Annotated in this window: 18 protein-coding genes; 6 read left to right on the top strand and 12 right to left on the bottom strand. The window is 62.7% G+C overall.

Annotated features, from left to right (window positions below; translation table 11 throughout):
• Positions 1-296 precede the first annotated feature (296 nt).
• Positions 297-710, top strand: a complete 414-nt coding sequence (locus LO50_RS03675) for an HPF/RaiA family ribosome-associated protein (protein WP_014819948.1) — start codon at positions 297-299, stop codon at positions 708-710.
• A 40-nt stretch (positions 711-750) separates the two neighbouring features.
• Here LO50_RS03675 and LO50_RS03680 read toward each other — a convergent pair whose 3' ends face one another.
• Together LO50_RS03680 and LO50_RS03685 are read right to left on the bottom strand one after the other, a co-directional pair.
• Entirely contained in the window at positions 751-1212 is a 462-nt protein-coding gene (locus tag LO50_RS03680) for a DUF3597 domain-containing protein (protein ID WP_044314136.1), read from the bottom strand.
• Positions 1213-1309: 97 nt separating this feature from the next.
• Positions 1310-1678 (bottom strand): SpoIIAA family protein, encoded by a 369-nt coding sequence (locus tag LO50_RS03685; protein ID WP_003299292.1) that lies wholly within the window; start codon positions 1676-1678, stop codon positions 1310-1312.
• Between the two features lie 296 nt (positions 1679-1974).
• On the opposite strand from LO50_RS03685, the gene LO50_RS03695 reads away from it, so the two are divergent.
• Positions 1975-3570 carry a methyl-accepting chemotaxis protein gene (locus LO50_RS03695; protein ID WP_044314138.1) on the top strand — a complete coding sequence of 532 codons (1596 nt, stop codon included), beginning with the start codon at positions 1975-1977 and terminating at the stop codon, positions 3568-3570.
• A gap of 96 nt (positions 3571-3666) precedes the next feature.
• Here LO50_RS03695 and LO50_RS03700 read toward each other — a convergent pair whose 3' ends face one another.
• The gene (locus LO50_RS03700; RefSeq protein ID WP_014819951.1) at positions 3667-3948 is read right to left on the bottom strand and encodes a peptidylprolyl isomerase; all 282 of its coding nucleotides are present in this window, start codon (positions 3946-3948) and stop codon (positions 3667-3669) included.
• A gap of 154 nt (positions 3949-4102) precedes the next feature.
• On the opposite strand from LO50_RS03700, the gene LO50_RS03705 reads away from it, so the two are divergent.
• Together LO50_RS03705 and LO50_RS03710 are read left to right on the top strand one after the other, a co-directional pair.
• Positions 4103-4330, top strand: coding sequence for a hypothetical protein (locus tag LO50_RS03705; protein ID WP_044314139.1), 228 nt, complete (start codon positions 4103-4105; stop codon positions 4328-4330).
• The gene (locus tag LO50_RS03710; protein ID WP_023443783.1) at positions 4327-4614 is read left to right on the top strand and encodes a cell division protein ZapA; all 288 of its coding nucleotides are present in this window, start codon (positions 4327-4329) and stop codon (positions 4612-4614) included. Before LO50_RS03705 ends, LO50_RS03710 begins: the two co-directional genes overlap by 4 nt.
• 9 nt (positions 4615-4623) lie before the next feature.
• Here LO50_RS03710 and glpD read toward each other — a convergent pair whose 3' ends face one another.
• From glpD to LO50_RS03740, 6 genes are all read right to left on the bottom strand, one after another.
• On the bottom strand, positions 4624-6159 hold the full coding sequence (glpD, locus tag LO50_RS03715) for a glycerol-3-phosphate dehydrogenase (RefSeq protein ID WP_044314140.1): 1536 nt from the start codon (positions 6157-6159) through the stop codon (positions 4624-4626).
• A gap of 398 nt (positions 6160-6557) precedes the next feature.
• On the bottom strand, positions 6558-7316 hold the full coding sequence (locus LO50_RS03720; RefSeq protein WP_014819955.1) for a DeoR family transcriptional regulator: 759 nt from the start codon (positions 7314-7316) through the stop codon (positions 6558-6560).
• Positions 7317-7448: 132 nt separating this feature from the next.
• Positions 7449-8957: a glycerol kinase GlpK gene (gene glpK, locus LO50_RS03725; protein ID WP_042928053.1), complete on the bottom strand. Its 1509-nt coding sequence runs from the start codon at positions 8955-8957 to the stop codon at positions 7449-7451.
• Positions 8958-8969: 12 nt separating this feature from the next.
• Positions 8970-9851, bottom strand: a complete 882-nt coding sequence (locus LO50_RS03730; RefSeq protein WP_044314141.1) for an MIP/aquaporin family protein — start codon at positions 9849-9851, stop codon at positions 8970-8972.
• Between the two features lie 232 nt (positions 9852-10083).
• On the bottom strand, positions 10084-10848 hold the full coding sequence (locus tag LO50_RS03735; protein ID WP_044314142.1) for a YoaK family protein: 765 nt from the start codon (positions 10846-10848) through the stop codon (positions 10084-10086).
• A gap of 75 nt (positions 10849-10923) precedes the next feature.
• Complete coding sequence (locus LO50_RS03740; protein WP_044314143.1) at positions 10924-13284, bottom strand: SUV3 family DEAD/DEAH box RNA helicase; 2361 nt, start codon at positions 13282-13284, stop codon at positions 10924-10926.
• Positions 13285-13861: 577 nt separating this feature from the next.
• On the opposite strand from LO50_RS03740, the gene LO50_RS25550 reads away from it, so the two are divergent.
• Positions 13862-13993 carry a hypothetical protein gene (locus LO50_RS25550; RefSeq protein WP_269078967.1) on the top strand — a complete coding sequence of 44 codons (132 nt, stop codon included), beginning with the start codon at positions 13862-13864 and terminating at the stop codon, positions 13991-13993.
• Positions 13994-14037: 44 nt separating this feature from the next.
• Here the strand turns inward: LO50_RS25550 and LO50_RS03750 are convergent, their stop codons facing one another.
• A complete protein-coding gene (locus LO50_RS03750; RefSeq protein WP_044314144.1) occupies positions 14038-14826 on the bottom strand; it encodes an ion transporter in 789 nt (262 codons plus the stop codon).
• Positions 14827-14914: 88 nt separating this feature from the next.
• On the opposite strand from LO50_RS03750, the gene LO50_RS03755 reads away from it, so the two are divergent.
• Positions 14915-15664, top strand: coding sequence for a DUF72 domain-containing protein (locus LO50_RS03755; protein WP_044314145.1), 750 nt, complete (start codon positions 14915-14917; stop codon positions 15662-15664).
• Here the strand turns inward: LO50_RS03755 and LO50_RS03760 are convergent.
• The gene (locus LO50_RS03760) at positions 15661-16257 is read right to left on the bottom strand and encodes a hypothetical protein (protein WP_044314146.1); all 597 of its coding nucleotides are present in this window, start codon (positions 16255-16257) and stop codon (positions 15661-15663) included. The two genes, LO50_RS03755 and LO50_RS03760, sit on opposite strands and share 4 nt — an antisense overlap.
• Positions 16258-16426: 169 nt before the next feature.
• Positions 16427-17290, bottom strand: coding sequence for an SDR family oxidoreductase (locus tag LO50_RS03765; RefSeq protein WP_044314147.1), 864 nt, complete (start codon positions 17288-17290; stop codon positions 16427-16429).
• Positions 17291-17348 lie beyond the last annotated feature (58 nt).

Raw genomic sequence — 17348 nt, forward strand, 5'->3', positions numbered from 1 at the left:
CTTTTCATGCGTCGGATGTCCATCGTCCGACGCATGCCTTGAGCGCGCCGAGTGAGCGTGCGGTTCTTCGTTCCTGCACACACAATTAGCTTCGCAGTTGCCAGCGCACGAATCTGTACCGTTTGCGGCAGGAACGCCGGCGAACCGGCTAAGTTTCGGATAGCAAAGCGAAAAGTTCTGACGGGCAGGACTGCGTCGGCGGCATTTTGCCCGTTGCTTAATAAGTGAAACGGTGGCATAGCTATCACCAAGCCACCGGAGACGGTGGTGCTCATAAGCGGAAGTAAGGACGACTTATGCAAATCCAGGTTCACAGCGATAACCACATCGAAGGCAGTGCCCGTCTGGCTGATTGGGTCAGTGCCAGTGTCGCAAGCAGGCTGGACCGGTTCGACGACGAGCTGACGCGCGTCGTCGTGCACCTCAACGACGAAAACGGTGACAAGGCCGGCGCCCATGACAAGCGCTGCCAGATCGAAGCGCGACCGAAGGGGCTGCAGCCGATCTCCGTCACCCACAAGGCCGAATCGCTGGAGTTGGCGATCGACGGCGCGGTGGACAAGCTGAACAATGCGCTCGCTCACCAGTTCGGCAAGTTGCGTAGCAAGCGCTCCGGAGCCCAGCCGCAGATGATCGATGGCGCGGTGGCCGAGCGTGACGCGCTCTTGGAGGAAGATTTCCTCGCGGACGAGCAGGTCCGCAATTCATAAGCCGTAAGCAAGGGCCTTCCTCGGAAGGCCCTTCACACATCTAGTGCAGCAATTCCGGCGGAATCCTGCCGCCATTTTCGGCAAGCTTCTTCATCACCGTCCGGTGCAGCCACATGTTCATCTGCGCCGAGTCCGCCATCTCTGCCGGCGGGCAGCCTAGTTCCGTAGCAAGCTCCCGGCGTGCTTCCAGGCTGCTGTCCAGCCCGAGCAACTTCAGCAGATCGACGATCGAGGTGCGCCAGTTCAGCGCTTCCGGGTGTGCCGCCGCCTTGGATTCCAGTTGTGCCACCACATCCACGCCACTCGCCGTGGCTGATGACTGATTCAAGTCCTGGTGCGGCGCGATAGTCGCGTTGTCGGTGGCGGTGGGCCTTTCTCCCAGCGTGATGCCCTCGGCGCTCGAGCGGGTAGCGTCGGCTGGTGGTGCATCAGCCTTGTGTTGCGCCTCGTTGGAAGCATCACCCAGGCCGAGCTTGGCCTTGATCGTATCGAAAAGTCCCATGTCCGTTCTCCTGACTGTTGATGTCCATATTCGACAGCAGCCCAGGACAGACCATTCGCTCCCGCAGGTCGGGTAATTGTCGGCCTGGCGTGGCCCCTCAGCCGTGCTCCAGCCAGGCGCTGGCTTCGGCTTCCTGGTGCAGGTCGAAGGCCTTGATGGTCAGCCCGGGGATCAGCGCGCCTTCCACCTCACTGGCCTTGCGCAGCCATTCCTTGCCGGCGACCACCGCGCAGCGGTCGAAACGGCGTATGAAGCGAAACAGGTGCGGAAGCCGTGACAGCTCCACGCCGACGGCGCCGAGCGTAGGCAGGTCGAAGTCGCCGATGCGATAGAGCATGCGGCCATGGCTGATGCCTTCGGATTTGAACAGCAGGTCATCCAGCGCAGCGCGCATGGCCTGACTGTCCAATTTGCCGGAGAAGTCGATATCGATGCGGTTTTCGCCTCGGCGCGATACGTGAAACATGCGCAGACCCTCGTTTGTTCGGTGTTTTATGCGAGTTGCCCCGCGTTACCTGACCATAGACGTTGCGTCGTGACCGAGCCAAAAAAACAGGTGCGCAAGTGCCGTTTCGTTGATCTGCGTCAGTGCGTGGGGCTGCGTTGCGTGAGCGCCAAAAAAGGCGCGCAAAGCCAGCAATGGCGAGGCTTGCAGATAGTTGATAAACGGTATCAAGTTGCCCCTGGCGCCGCCGAGAACAGTGTTAGCTGCGACGCCATTCGACGCTGGCATCGCTTTCTCTCCCTGTAGCGGATACCCCCATGACCAGCACCTTGGCGAACGTCATTCAGTCCCTTTTGCGCGGACTGGGTCTGCGCACCATCAACCATCAGTTCTTCTTCTCCTACAGCCTGATCTTCCTGTGTGCGGCCCTGACCGCTGCTGTGCTGTTCATGTCCGCCAAGGACGCCAGCCAGATCGACATGGCCGGAGCCCAGCGCATGCTCAGCCAGAAGATGATGAAGGAAGCGCTGCTGGCGGCGCAGGGCGTCGGTGACAAGACCGCCGTCGACAAGACCATCCAACGCTTCGAGCAGTCGCATCGGCTGCTGCTCAACGGCGACCGCGCCCAGGGCATCGCACCGGTGGAGCTGACCAGTGCACAACCGCACCTGCAGCGCGTCGATCAGATCTGGCAGCGTTATCGGCCCGCCGTACAGGCACTGGCCGCAGGTCAGAGCGCTGACGTGAACGCCATTGCCACCGACTCAAACGACATCCTTGCCGCTTCCAACGAAGTGGTGCTGCTGATTTCCGCTGAAGCCAACCGCAGCGCGTCGCAGCAGCTCTGGGTCGCCCTGGGTTCGACCCTGTGCATCCTGCTGATGGTCGTGCTGGGACGGATCGCTGGGATGAACTGGCTGATGCTGCAGATCGACGAGCTGCGGGGGCGTCTGGAGCGGGTCAGCCAGGGCGACTTTTCCGCGCCGCTGCAGGTGCGGCACGCCGATGACGAGATGGGCATGATCACCCTGGCGTACAACCGCCTGCTGGGGCAGGTTGGAGAGATGATCCGCGGTGTGCGTCTGGCCGCTGACGAAGCCGATGGCCAATGCGTGCGCATGGCGAATCTGGCCGGGGACAGCGCGCGCAACGTCGAGGGGCAGCAAGCCGAGATCGATCAGGTCGCCACCGCCATGAACGAAATGCTCGCCACCTCCCAGGAAGTCGCGCGCAGCACGGTCGAGGCCGCCAATGCCGCAGATGTCGCTGAGCAGGAGACCAACTCTGGCAGCGCGGTGATGAATGAGTCGGTCGGCGCCATCCGCACCTTGAGCGGTCATGTCGACAGCCTGTCCGATGTGATGCAGCAGCTGGTGCAGGACAGTCACGAGATCGGCAAGGTGCTGAACGTGATCAGCGGGATCGCCGAACAGACCAACCTGCTGGCGCTGAATGCGGCCATCGAGGCGGCGCGTGCTGGCGAGCAGGGCCGCGGTTTTGCGGTGGTTGCCGACGAAGTCCGTAGCCTGGCCAGCCGCACGCAGAGCTCGGCCAAGGAGGTAAGCGTGCTGGTCGAGCGCTTGCAGAGCCAGGCCACCCGCGCGGGTACGGCCATGGATGCGTCGCGTCAGAGCAGCTCGGTGACGCTCACCCAGATCGAAGCGGCGCAGCATGCGCTGGGGCAGATCGTCGGCGCGGTGCAGACCATCCGCGGCATGACCAATCAGATCGCCACGGCGGCCGAGGAGCAGTCGCAGGTGGCCGAGGACATGAACCAGTCGCTGACGCGCATCGCTCAGGTCGCCGATCAGGCTGCCGGGGTTACCCACGACACGGCTGCGTCGGGCAATACCATCATGCAGAGCATGAAAGGCCTCAAGGCACTGACCGGGCGTTTCCGTCTCGAGGCGTGATCAGGTCGGCGTGAATCGGGGGAGGGGAATGCTGGCGGAGGGCGCCTGTCCGGCGCTAGGGCATCCCCGCCCATGAGGGGCGGGGACTGGGGGTAATCAGTCCTGACGGCTGGTCACTTCCAGCAGGTGATAGCCGAACTGGGTCTTCACCGGGCCTTGCACCTGATTGAGCGGGGCGCTGAATACGACGGTGTCGAATTCCTTGACCATCTGACCCGGGCCGAATGAACCCAGGTCGCCGCCCTGACGGCTGGAAGGGCAGCTGGAGTTTTCCTTGGCGACCTCGGCGAAGTCGGCACCGCCTTCGATAGCGGCTTTCAGTTCGTTGCACTTGGCTTCGGTGGAAACCAGGATGTGGCGGGCGGTAGCGCGTGCCATGGGGACTCTCCTCTTCAAATAGGCTGCCGAGGCTACCGCAAACCGGTGGCATTGGCGACCGGACCGCGTGGCATTGAAGGCTTAATGAAGGCCCCCGGCGGCCTTCCTTTCGGGTACTCTCGCGCGCTTTTTCATCGGACCCGGAAAACGCTCCATGCTTGATACCACCCTTGCGCAACTTGAAAACGTCATCAACGATCTGCTGCAACGCAACCAGAACCTGAGCGAGCACTGTGTCTTGCTCGAGCAGCAGCTGCAGCAGGCGCGTGAGGAAAATGACAATCTGCAACTGGCTGCGCTGGAGCAGGAAGACAGGCAGGGCGCTACCCTGGCGCGGCTGCAGGCGCTGGTGGAGCGTGCAGCTGGCAGTAGCGCCGCATGACGGCGGATGGCGTTCAGGTGCTCAGGGTATTCGGCCGCGAATACTCGTTCCGCGCGCCGCCCAGCCAGGACGCTCTCCTGCAGGAGGCGGCGGCCTTGCTGCAGCAGCATCTGGCCGACAGCCAGCGGCAGTTTCCCAACGCCACGGGCGATAAGCTGCTGGTGCTCACCGCACTGAATCTCTGCGTGCCGCTGCTGCAACAGAACGAGCAGATGCAGGATGTCGAGCAACGCATCGCCGCCAGCGTCGCCCGTATCAATCAGCAGCTCGCGGCGCAGGGCTGAGCGGCTGCCTCAGGCTGCGTCGCTGCTGCGCGTGGTTTCGCTGACCGGGCGCTCTGTCAGATAACGCTGCAGGCGAGCCTTTTCCGGCTCGCTGAAGGCCAGCCCGAGTTTGGTGCGGCGCCAGAGGATGTCATCCACCTGGGTTGCCCACTCTTCGCGCCGCAGGTAGTCGACTTCCTGCGCATACAGCTGCTGGCCGAGGTCTTCGCCCAGTGCATCGAGCGAGCGCGCTTCGCCTAGCATGCGCCATACCCGATTGCCGTAGAGGGTTGCCCAGCGCTTGGCCAGCGGCAGTTTCAGCCCCTGTACCTTGGCCACCAGCTCTTCGGTGAGTGCATCGGCCGTGCTCATGCCTTCACCGCCAGGCAGTGCCGCTAGCGCCGTCCAGCTTTCACCCATAGCCGGGAAGAACGGCTTGAGCTGCGCCATCGCCGACTCGGCGAGCTTGCGATAGGTGGTCAGCTTGCCGCCAAACACCGAAAGCAGCGGTGCCTGCTTTTCTTCCGCCGCCAACGACAAGGTGTAGTCGCGGGTGACGGCAGAGGGGTTATCCGATTCGTCGTCGCACAGCGGCCGGACCCCGGCGAAGGTATGCACGATGTCCCTGGGTTCGAGTTGCTTGCGAAAGTGCGTATTGGCCACGCCCAGTACGTAGGCGATTTCTTCCTCGCTGATGCGCACCTTGGCCGGATCGCCGCGATATTCGCGGTCGGTGGTGCCGATCATGGTGTAGCGATCCAGGTAAGGAATGGCGAAGACGATACGCCGATCCTCGTTCTGCATGATGTAGGCCTGCTCACCTTCATACAGCTTGGGCACGATGATGTGGCTGCCCTGAATCAGGCGGATGCCGTACGGCGAGCGCTGTTGCAGGTTTTCGCCGATGAACTGGGCGACCCAGGGACCGGCCGCATTGACCAGTGCCTTGGCGCGCAAGGAAAAGCGGCTGCCATCCTCGCGCTGCAGTTCGACATGCCAGATACCACCCGCACGCTTGGCGCTCAGGCATTGGGTGCGGGTGTGGATATGCGCACCTTTCTCCCGCGCCGCCATGGCGTTGAGTACCACAAGCCGCGCATCGTCGACCCAGCAATCGGAGTATTCGAAGCCACGGGTGATGGCCGGCTTCAGCGGGCTTTCCTTGCCAAAGCGCAAGCCCCGCGATGCCGGCAGCTTCTTGCGCATGCCCAGGTTGTCGTAGAGGAACAGGCCGGCGCGAATCATCCAGGCTGGACGCAGGTGCGGCCGGTGAGGCAGTACGAAGCGCATCGGCTTGACGATATGCGGTGCCTTGGCGAGCAGCACTTCGCGCTCGGCCAGCGCTTCGCGGACGAGGCGGAACTCGTAGTGCTCCAGATAGCGCAGCCCGCCATGGATGAGCTTGCTGCTGGCCGATGACGTATGGCTGGCGAGATCGTCGCGTTCACAAAGGAACACCGATAGCCCGCGACCAGCTGCATCGGCAGCAATGCCGACACCATTGATACCGCCGCCGATTACGGCGACGTCATAAAGCTCGGAGACGGGCTGAGCGGAATGGGGCACGGGCTTCTCCTCGAAAACGAAAGATCATGTTCGGTTTTGAACATGCTATTCGTAAAAGAATCCGTATGAAAGTAAAAATGTTCGAAATAGATTAAAAGGAAAATATTCGAAAACTACAGATGGGGATATCCACTGTTGAGCACAGCCGAGCGCCCGCTTATATCGGCATCCGCATGCATCTTGTAGTGGTTGCCCATGCTGGGGCGACGCCCTCGAGCACCTGGCTACGCCGCGGCGCGGCGTGTCGTAAGGCAGCGCTCTCCGCGGACTATGGGAGCGCTCAGTCAGTAGATGCTGCGTGTTGGCTGTTTGTTGGCTGGCTGCGATTCGCGGCCGAGACCGCTGCTACAGGTTCAGCGTCGCCGGGTGGAAAGCTGACCACGAGGGAGGCGGTCCGCCTACTCGGCGATTTCCAGCTGCACTTTGTGGCGGGCCAGCAGCTCGGCGAACACCTCCGACGGTGCCGAGTCGGTGAACAGGCAGTCGATCTGTTCCAGCGAGCCCAGGCGCGTCATGGCGCTGCGGCCGAATTTGCTGGAGTCCGCGGCGAGGAAGACCTTGCGCGAGTTATGGATGATCGCCTGGGAGACGCGCACTTCCTGATAATCGAAGTCGAGCAGGGTGCCGTCCTCGTCGATGCCGCTGATGCCGATCAGGGCGAAATCGACCTTGAACTGGCTGATGAAATCGGCGGTGGCCTGGCCCACCACGCCGCCGTCGCTGCGCACGTTGCCGCCGGCGATCAGCACATCGAAGTCTTCCTTGGTGCTGAGAATGCTCGCCACGTGCAGATCATTGGTGATGATCTTCAGGTCACGGTGGTTGAGCAGGGCGCGGGCGATCGCCTCGGTGGTGGTGCCGATATTGATGAACAGCGAAGCCTGGTCGGGGATGCGCGCGGCCATGGCGGCAGCGATACGCAGTTTCTCGTCGCGCATCTGGTGCGCGCGCTGGCTGTAGGCGGTGTTCTGCACGCTGGAATCGTAGGCCGCGCCGCCGTGGTAGCGCCGCAGCAGGCCGGCGTCGCCGAGCTGGTTGATGTCGCGGCGGATGGTTTGCGGCGTGACGGCGAAGTGCCGTGCCAGCTCGTCGATGCTCACGTAGCCGCGCTCGCGCACGAGTTCCAGAATGTTCTGCTGTCGGGGCGCCAGGCTCATGAGGCTTCCTTGTTCGCTGTTGTGCGGGAAGCATGCCGTAGTCTGGCGTTCGATTAAAGCGCTGCCTGTTCGAATTCGCACATGCCAGGCCTGCCTCCGAAACCTCCAGAGGCAGGCCTGTTGTTCGTCAGATCAGTCTTCGGCCCAGTTGCGCGTACGGTCGACCGCCTTCTGCCAGCCGCGATAGAGCGCTTCGCGCTGTTCACTTCCGCACGCCGGTTCGAACACCCGCTCGATGCTGCTCTTGCTGCGCAACTCGTCGAGGTCGCTCCAGAAACCGGTCGCCAGTCCGGCCAGGTAGGCCGCGCCGAGCGCCGTGGTTTCCTTCATCTGCGGGCGTTCAACCTGAGTACCGAGCATATCGGCCTGGAACTGCATGAGGAAGTTGTTGGCTACCGCGCCGCCGTCCACGCGCAGGGCGCGCAGGCGCTCGCCGGCGTCCTGCTGCATGGCATCGAGCACGTCGCGGGTCTGGTAAGCGATGGATTCCAATGCTGCTCGGATCAGGTGATCAACCTTGACCCCGCGGGTCAGGCCAAACAGTGCGCCACGGGCACGCGGGTCCCAATAGGGCGCGCCAAGGCCGGTGAACGCCGGCACCAGGTAAATGCCGTTGCTGTCCGGCACCTTGGTGGCGAAGTATTCCGAATCCAGCGACTCGTTGAGCACCTTCAGCTCGTCACGCAGCCACTGCACGGTGGAGCCACCATTGAAGATGGCGCCTTCCAGTGCGTAGTTCACTTCGCCACGCGGTCCGCAGGCGATGGTCGTCAGCAGGCCATGTTCGGATTGCACCGCCTTGGTGCCGGTGTTCATCAGCAGGAAACAGCCGGTACCGTAGGTGTTCTTCGCCTGGCCTGGCTCGACGCACATCTGGCCGAACAGAGCGGCTTGCTGGTCCCCGGCGATACCGGCGATGGGGATGCCGGTGCTCTGGCCCGAGCCAAGGTAGGCGTGACCATAAACCTCGGAGGACGAGCGCACATCCGGCAGCATCTCGCGTGGGATATCCAGGGTTTCCAGCATCACTGGGTCCCAGTCCAGCTTGTGGATGTCGAACAGCATGGTCCGTGAGGCGTTGGTGTAGTCGGTGACGTGGGCCTTGCCCTGGGTCATCTTCCAGATCAGCCAGCAATCGACGGTGCCGAACAGCAGTTCGCCGCGGCGGGCGCGCTCACGGCTGCCCTCGACGTGGTCGAGAATCCACTTGATCTTGGTACCGGAGAAGTAGGGGTCGATCACCAGGCCCGTAGTCTTGCGGATGTGATCTTCCATGCCGTCGCGCTTGAGCTGGTCGCAGATCGGCGTGCTCTGGCGGCTCTGCCAGACGATGGCGTTGTAGATCGGCCGGCCGGTGATCTTGTCCCAGACGATGGCGGTCTCGCGCTGGTTGGTGATACCGATGGCCGCCACCTGCTCGTTGGTGATGCCGGCCTGGGCCAGGGCTTCGACGAACACACCGCTCTGGGTCGCCCAGATTTCCATGGGGTCGTGCTCGACCCAGCTCGGTTGCGGGTAGATCTGTGCGAATTCGCGCTGAGCGATGGTCACCACGTTGGCGTTGCGGTCCAGCACGATAGCGCGGGAGCTGGTGGTGCCCTGGTCGAGGGCGACGATGAATTGCTTGTTCTGATTGCTCATGGCGTCGTTTCCTTAGCGAACTTTGCTGATATCGGGCTGGGCGGAGCCCATTTCGGCAGAGGCCTTTTCCTTGGGTTTTGGTGCATCGCAGGCGGCCGATCCAACGCCTGGCAGGTGCCGGCAGATGAGTGCCTTGTAACCTGCAGCGCCGAGGCAGGCGCCGAGAATCGGGGCGAAGATCGGGACCAGGAAATACGGAATGTCTCGCCCGCCAGTGAAGGCCACATCGCCCCAGCCGGCAAAGAAGGTCATCAGTTTAGGCCCGAAATCCCGTGCGGGATTCATCGCGAAGCCGGTCAGCGGTCCCATTGCACCGCCGATCACGGCGATCAGCAGGCCGATCAGCAAAGGTGCGAGCGGGCCGCTGGGCAAGCCGTTGCCGTCGTCGGTGATGGCCATGATCATCGCCAGCAGAATGGCGGTGATGACGACCTCCACCAGAAACGCCTGGCCGAACGACAACGAGGCGTGGGGGTAGGTGGAAAAGATCGACGCGAGTTCAAGGCTCTCGACACTGCCGCGAACCATCTGCTGGGCCTGTTCGAAATCGAAAAACAGACTGCTGTACAGCCCGTAGACCAGCGCCGCAGAACAGAAGGCGCCGGCCACCTGCGCCAGGATGTAGGCCGGAACGCGGTGCCGCTCGAATGTGCCGAACAGCCACAATGCAATGGTGACGGCCGGGTTCAGGTGGGCACCGGAGACGCCGGCGGCAAGGTACACCGCCATCGAAACGCCGATGCCCCAGATGATGCTGATTTCCCACAACCCCAGGTCGGCACCGCCGAGCTTGAGTGCTGCGACGCAGCCGGTACCGAAAAAGATGAGAAGGGCAGTGCCGAGAAATTCGGCGATGCATTGTCCCTTGAGCGTCGGGACGATGGGCGTACTCATGCGCGGAGCCTCGTTCGTTGTTTTTGTTTTATTCCGAGCACTGCGGTCGTTCGGAATTGTTCGGAAACGAAAACTTAGAGGCAAAGAATGCAGCTGTCAAAGTAAAAATTCGAACATTTTACGGGCGCGCTGCGGGAACAAACGATGGTGCTTGCTGTCGCCACGGTCGCGAGTCTTCGCCGTGACCGATGAAGCCTTGCCAACCGGGAGGGCGTTGGAACCCGTCGGTGCCTTAGCGCCGACGCCGCCAGAGGCGCCAGCCGAGCAGCAGATCGTCAGCCATCGGCACCAGAGCCAGTGCCAGCAGCAAGGCGGCCAGCGGGACCGTGGCGATGAAGCCGAAATGCTTGAAGCCGGCTGCGCCGCTCAATCCGCCGACGAAGAAGCTCATCACCATCAGCAGGTTGATACGCAGGCGCTGTCGGTTGGCCCGAACCGGTGGCATGTCGTCATGACGATTGCGGTTGAAGTAGATTAGCCTGCCCAGCTCGATGCCGATGTCGGTCACCATGCCGGTGATATGGGTGGTGCGCACTTCGGCATTGGAGAGTTTGGTGATGATCGCGTTCTGCAGGCCCATGATGAAGCACAGCAGGACCACGGTCAGCGGCACGAAGAAACCCGGAATCGTCATCAGCCGTGCGCCGAGGATACCGAATAGCAGCAACAGTCCGGCTTCCAGCGCCAGCGGTAGCGCGTACTGGCTATGCAGGCGGCGACGCCGCGAGAAATTGATCATCAGCGTCGAGCACATTGCGCCAAGAACGAACGAGAGCAATGCACCGAAGCCTGCCAGCGCCAGATCGGCGGCACCGAGGGCCAGGTTGTCGGCCATTGCCGAAACGATACCGGTCATGTGCGAGGTGTACTGCTGGACGGCGATGAACCCGCCGGCATTGGCGGCACCCGCGACAAACGCGAGGCACAGGCCGAGCTGACGATTGCTATGGGCGGACCGTCGGCGATCGGTCAGACGACGGGCGTACTTGATCGGCATGGCAGGCTCGCGCTCGGCAGCAAAGCGGCGATTATAGAGCGGCCGGCCTGGCTGGATCGTGGTTAGTGGATATTCTCAGCGTCGTCGACCGGCCTTGCGGCCGCCGCCGCGTCGTGCAGCCCGCGGTTTGCGCTGGCGTGACAGTTCACGGGTGATGGCGTCGTTGAGCAGCTTGCGCGCGTCTTCACCGTCGTCGTGCTCGGGAAAATGCTCGGGCAGGCTGCGGGCCAGATGCAGGTAGGTTTCCACCACATGCAGGGTACTTTCCAGGCTGGACAGGTCGCTGCCGAGCAGCAGCTTGGGCATCGGAATGGCGTGGCCTTCGGCGACTCGCTTGATCCAGCGTTGGGCATGCTGACTGGCCGGGCTGCCGAAGCCGCCGCGGATCGGCGTGCAGGCGAACGTCCAGCGCAGCCAGAGCGGAATCTTCGGGTCGTCTATCAGCTCGATCCATTCGGCCAGTTCGTCCGGCAGCACCGAGATAAATGCCTCGCCGTAGTTTATGTTGCGGTTGAAGGTCAGCCAGGACCGCAGCAGGCTTGGCTCGCCCATCAGTTCGGAAATGGCGGACAGGTGATCGATGGATGGGCGCACCTGGAACTGACTCAGGTCCACCGGCGCGTCCGGACTGTTGAACAGGCGGCGGATGGACTTGAGCGTCTGCGGGTCCAGCGCAGTGATCTCGCCGCTGTCGTGGTGACCGAAGCGCCCGGCGCGGCCGCCGATCTGCTTGACCTCCTGCACCTTGAGCTGGCGATTCTGGATGCCGTCGAATTTCTCATCGGTATAGAAACACAGCGTGTGCGCCGGCAGGTTGAGGCCCATACCGACCGCATCGGTAGCGACCATGATGTCCGCCTCGCCCTCGCGGAAGCGCCGGGCCTGCTCGCGTCGGACCTCGGGCGAGAGCGCACCGTAGACTACCGAGACGCTCTTGCCGGCGCTTTCGAGCATGCCCTTGAGCTCCAGCACCAGCTTGCGGCTGAATGCCACCAGCAGCGAGCCGGGTTCCAGGCGTTCCAGCGTCGTGGCGTGGCGGGCGACTTCAACCGGGGACAGGCGCTTGGTGCGCTGCACCACCAGCTTGTCCTTGCACAGATCGCAAAGCGTGCGCAACGAGGGTTCGATCAGCGCTGGCCCGGTCATCATCAGTTGCGGCGTATGAGCGCTGACCAGTGCATCGACCCAGGCCCAGCCACGTTGCGAGTCGGCCATCATCTGTACCTCGTCGACCACCACCACATCCCAATGCTGATGGCGGAAACGCGCGAACTCCTCCACGGTGCAGCAGAAGTGTGTGGCGCCTTCGCGGATGATTTCTTCCTCGCCGGTGACAAGTGAGCAGGGCACGCCCATCGCCTCAATGCGCTCCTGGTTTTCCAGCGCCATCAGGCGCAGCGGCGACAGATAGATGCCGTGTTCGGCCGCCGCCATCGCCTCGATAGAGCGATGGGTCTTGCCGCTGTTGGTCGGGCCGAGCAGGGCGGTCCAGCGTCGCGTCAGGCGCCGGGCCGGGTAGAGCTTGTGGTAGTGGACGAAGCGCGGGTTGTTCTCCAGCAGCACGGCAAACGCCATTTTTTCCTCGTGCTCGCGGCGGGCTGCGCGAATCGCCTTGCGCATGCGGCCGGGTTCCAGAGCGATGAGCTCGGTAAGACGCTTGTGCCCGAGCAGTTGCAGGTCGAAATCGCCGGCGAGCTCTAGCATGCGCTCGAAGGTGGCCTGCAGCTCGTCGCGATCCTGGCGCTTCCACGTCTCGACTTCCGCCACGCTGAGCAGATGATCCTGGCCGGAAGGAACCCGCCGCGGCAATTCGAGGGTGAGATTGCCGCGCTGCAAGGCCACCACGTAGCGCAGCTCATGGTGAATCTCGTTGAGGGTGGCGATGGCATGCGGCAGAAATTCATCAACCCGTGGCAGTTCCGGGCGGATGCGCGCCAGGCACCGCTGCCGCTCGTCCTCGTCCATTTCGGCGAAGGGCCGTTCGAGCACCTGCAGCCGATTGCGCACATAACGCTGTACGGCCTGTTTCAGGTTGTCGGCGAAATCGTCGCGCCGCGGGCTATCGTCCAGACGCAGCGCCCAGTCCGGCTCCAGCAGATGGACCGGCGAGCCCAGGCTGAAGGTCTTCTCGCTGCCGAACACATCCACGCTGCAATGGATCTCGCCGAGATCACGACTGACGACCCGATCGAGCAACTCGTCTGCAGCAGGTGCCGCCAGCAGTTCATCCACCGCCTGCCCATGCAGCCCCAACCAGAACGCTTTGGCCGTGCGAGCCAATCCGACGATGGGATAGCCGACGTACGGGGTGAACCACTTTTCCTGGTGATGCTTCTTCGCGGTGAATTCCGGATATCGCGCCGTTGCCCAGTCGAGGAAGCGCGCCAGACGTTCGAGCCTGATGGATTTGAACTGCTTGCCCCCGGTCTTGGCCATGATCGACACCTTTGCTGATCAGTCTTCTTTGTACGACTCGCGTTGCGCTCGTTTGCTCGGCGGCGCGCATGGCCGGCCGGAGATTATAGAGGCCGGCGCTGGCTTTTCTCTCGCGCCTGACTGCAATCAAGAAAGCAAATTGTCCGTAAGGGTGGCGGTTGGCCATTATTCATAGATGCCCTATAGTGCGCGCCGCAATGGATGGCAAACAGCCCGGTCGAGCCGGCTGGATGAGAGCTGTCGATTTTTGATGGACAACAGGGAATTACAGATGAACGCCAACACATTCTTGCCGTAGCCGTTGCTGCCACACTGCTTTCGGCCTGCAACGCCACCACTTCGCTGCGCTCCACCGATCCGGACCTGGCAATCAAGATCAACCAGGACGCGCCGCTAGTGCTGAAGAACCCCGTCAGCAAGACCTACAAGGCCACCAGCTTCGGCCAGTACCGCTTCCGCGCCGAGAAGCCGGGAATGGAGCCTATGTATGGTCTGATCCCGTTGAAATTCAACAGCGGCTATCTGGTCGCCGACATCCTTTTCTTCGCAACCTGCCGCGTTCTACAACCTGCGCGAGGTGTACCCGTTCTACGAGTTCGACGTAGAGAAGAACGAGGTCCGCTACAAGAAGAACGTGGGTGATCAGTGGACCGTGTACAAGCCGACACCAGCGGAAGTGGCTCGCGCTCAGGCGTACTTCGCCAACTGATCGCAGCCGGTAGCCCTTGCGTCTGTTGACGCAGGGGCTCCGAATCAAACCCCTCGCTCTGCCGGATCGCCATCGTCACGGCGATCGTCCCCCAGCTGCAGCTTCAGGCTGCGCACTTCTTCAGTCAGGCATTCCACCTGTACCAGTAGTCGCTGCAGGGTTTCGCGGTCGGCCAGCTGGTCGCGGTTGTCTTCCTCGTTGCGGTCGGCGACGAACAGCGAACCGATGTAGGCGGCGAAGCTACCGAACAGACCGACTCCGGACACCATCAGCAGCACCGCGACGATACGGCCCAGAGTGGTGACCGGATAGAAGTCGCCGTAGCCGACCGTGGTCACGGTGACGAACGCCCACCACAGTGCCTCTTCCGGCGTGTTGATCGAGCTCTCTGGGTTCGGCGCTTCCACCAGCAGCATGGTCAGCGCGCCAAACGCTACCAGCAGCATGGTTGCCGTGGCGGCGGAGGCGACGATGCCTTCGGCGCGGTTGCGGAACAGGATTCGCCAGATCAGCCGCAACGACTTGATCGCCCGCAGCACCCGCAGAATCTGGAAGGCCCGAAACAGCTTGGCCGCCTGCAACCCGCCCGCCGGTACGCTGGCCAGCAAGTCGATCCAGCCCCAGCGCATGAAGCGCAGCTTGTCGTCGGCTTCCTGCAGGCGCATCCAGAAATCGATGAAGAAAAAGAAGCACACGATGTTGTCCAGATACCCGAGCAGAGTCGATACGTCGTCGGGCAGGTCGAACACCAGATCGGCCACCAGCGCACCGATCACGTAGACCGATAGCAACAGGATGAATATCTGAAAAGGTGTGACGGCGCGCTGCTTCATGAGTCAACCGGGTTTCGTGGGGCAGGTGGGCGCAAGTTTAAAGCACACCGCGGTAATCGGGCCGGAACGATGGGCAGGAGTGTTGGGGATGGAAGTGCGCAAGATGATTGGTATCGGCTGTGCCGGCTGGAGCCTGCCGCGCGAGGCGTGGCCGGCATTCGCTGAGCAAGGCACGCACCTGCAGCGCTACAGCGGAGAGCTATCGGTGGTCGAGATCAACAGCTCGTTCTACCGACCGCATCGTCCGGCCACCTATCGCAAGTGGGCGGCGAGCGTGCCGGAGGACTTCCGCTTTTGCGTGAAGATGCCCAGGCAGATCAGCCATGAGCTGCGCTTGCGCGAGTGTGACGAGGCGCTCGAGCGCTTTCTCGGCGAATCGACCGAGCTGGCTGAAAAGCTCGGCTGCCTGTTGCTGCAATTGCCGCCATCGCTGACCTTCGATCCTTCAACGGCGGAGGACTTCTTCGCTGCCATGCGCGCACGCTACGACGGTGCGCTGGTACTCGAACCGCGGCATGCGAGCTGGCTGGACGCCGGTGAGCTGCTCGAGCATTGGCGTATCGCACGGGTGGCGGCGGATCCTTCGCCAATTGCAGGAGCAGAGCAGGCGGGCGGCTGGTCGGGCATGCGCTACTACCGACTGCACGGTTCGCCACGCATCTACCATTCTGCGTACTCGGCCGAATGGCTGGAGCGGCTGGCTGGCGAGTTGCGGACTTCTGCTCGGTCCGGCGTGCCGTGCTGGTGCATCTTCGACAATACCGCCAGCGGCGCTGCGGTTAGCAATGCGCTGGCACTGCAGGCGCTGCTGGCAGACGAAACCGCCTGGTCGCCCTAGCGCGGGATGATGCGTACGCGACCCGCGGTGTTGTCGCGCCGGGCAGCCTTTTCGTTTTCCGCGCGGCCGGGAATCGAGCCGAGATCCGCACCGCGATCCGGTGTCGAGCTGCCGTCCAGTTCGCGCTCATCGACGCTGATCGAGGTGGCGTCCGGGTAGCCGGTGGTCAGCGTCTCGGTGCTGGCTGTCACCGGGGTGGCATCGTCGTCGCCCCAGTTGGCGCTGCGCTCGTCGATATCGATGGCGCCGTTGCGCTCCATGACACGCTCGACTGCGGAAACCCGGCTGTCGTCCTCCAGCGTTACGGTGACGATGGTCGATCCGCGGCGGGCCGCTTCGGGGTAACGACCGGCATGCTGGCTCGATTCGTCGCCGAAGACCTTGTGAAAGAAACTGCTGATCTTGTCGGCCACTGTTGCGTCTTCACCTGGCTCTTCGCCGACCACTTCCACACGGCTGCTGTCGACGGTGTCGCTGTTGAAGGATGCCGATATCTGGATGTCGTCGCTGGACACTCCCTCGCTCACGAGTTCGGCTTTCACTTTCTCTGCTTCGGCATAGCGGTCGAAAGCGGCAATTAGAATCTGGGTCATGACTTCACCTTTCATATGCAGCGAGGCTGCGGTGGCGGGCGTCTGGACCGATAGCGGTCAACGCATGGGTACTGATCCTTGGGCGCGGCGAGCCGCACGATGGTTCCGTGCGGACTCATTACCCGATGCTTCGCCTGGAGCCGCGCCGGCCCGGGCTTTCCACCGCCGGCTAGCCGTTAACCACCTTGCCGCCATTGATGTGAATGGTCTGGCCGCTGACGTAAGAGGAGTCGTCGCAGGCCAGATAGACATAAGCCGGACCCAGTTCGGACGGTTGGCCGCAGCGGCCCATGGGCATCTGGCTGCCGAAATCTTCGAGCATCTGCGGGTCGTGCTTGCCGAGCGACGGTGGCTGCAGCGGCGTCCAGATCGGGCCTGGCGCGATCTGGTTGACGCGGATCTCGCGCTCGATCAACTGCTGTGACAGCGCACGGGTAAAGCCATCGATCGCGCCCTTGGTCGAGGTGTAGTCGACCAGTAGCGGGTGACCGATAAAGGAGTTGATCGAGGTGGTGTTGATGATCGAGGCGCCGGCCTGCAGATGGGGCAGGGCGGCACGGGTGAGATAGAAGTAGCCGTGGATGTTGGTGGCGAAGGTCTTCTCCCACTGCTCGTCGGTGATGTCCTCGAGGCGGGTCTGCACCTCCTGGCGGCCGGCATTGTTGACCAGCACGTCCAGCCGGCCGAAGGCCTTCACGGTTTGTTCGACGGCATCGTTGCAGTGGCGGCTGTCGCGGATGTCGCCAGCGATCAACAGGCAGCGCTGGCCTTCGGCCTCCACCATCCGCTGGGCGTTTTCGGCGTCCTCGTGTTCGTCGAGATACATGATCGCGACGTCCGCACCTTCACGGGCGAAGTGCACCGCTGCCGCGCGACCGATGCCGCTGTCGCCGCCACTGATCAGCGCGACCTTTCCGGCCAGCTTGCCACTGCCCTTGTAGCTGTCGCGGATGAACTCGGCCTGCGGGTGCATTTCGGTTTCGCGACCGGGTAGGCGGTCCTGCTGCTGAGCGGGAATTTTCGGGTAAGCCATACGTACTCCAGTCCTGAAATGGGTTCTGTAGGTACGGCTGGCGCTCGCCTGGAAAGTT

The organism is Stutzerimonas stutzeri (genome assembly GCF_000935215.1).
GTDB lineage: Bacteria > Pseudomonadota > Gammaproteobacteria > Pseudomonadales > Pseudomonadaceae > Stutzerimonas.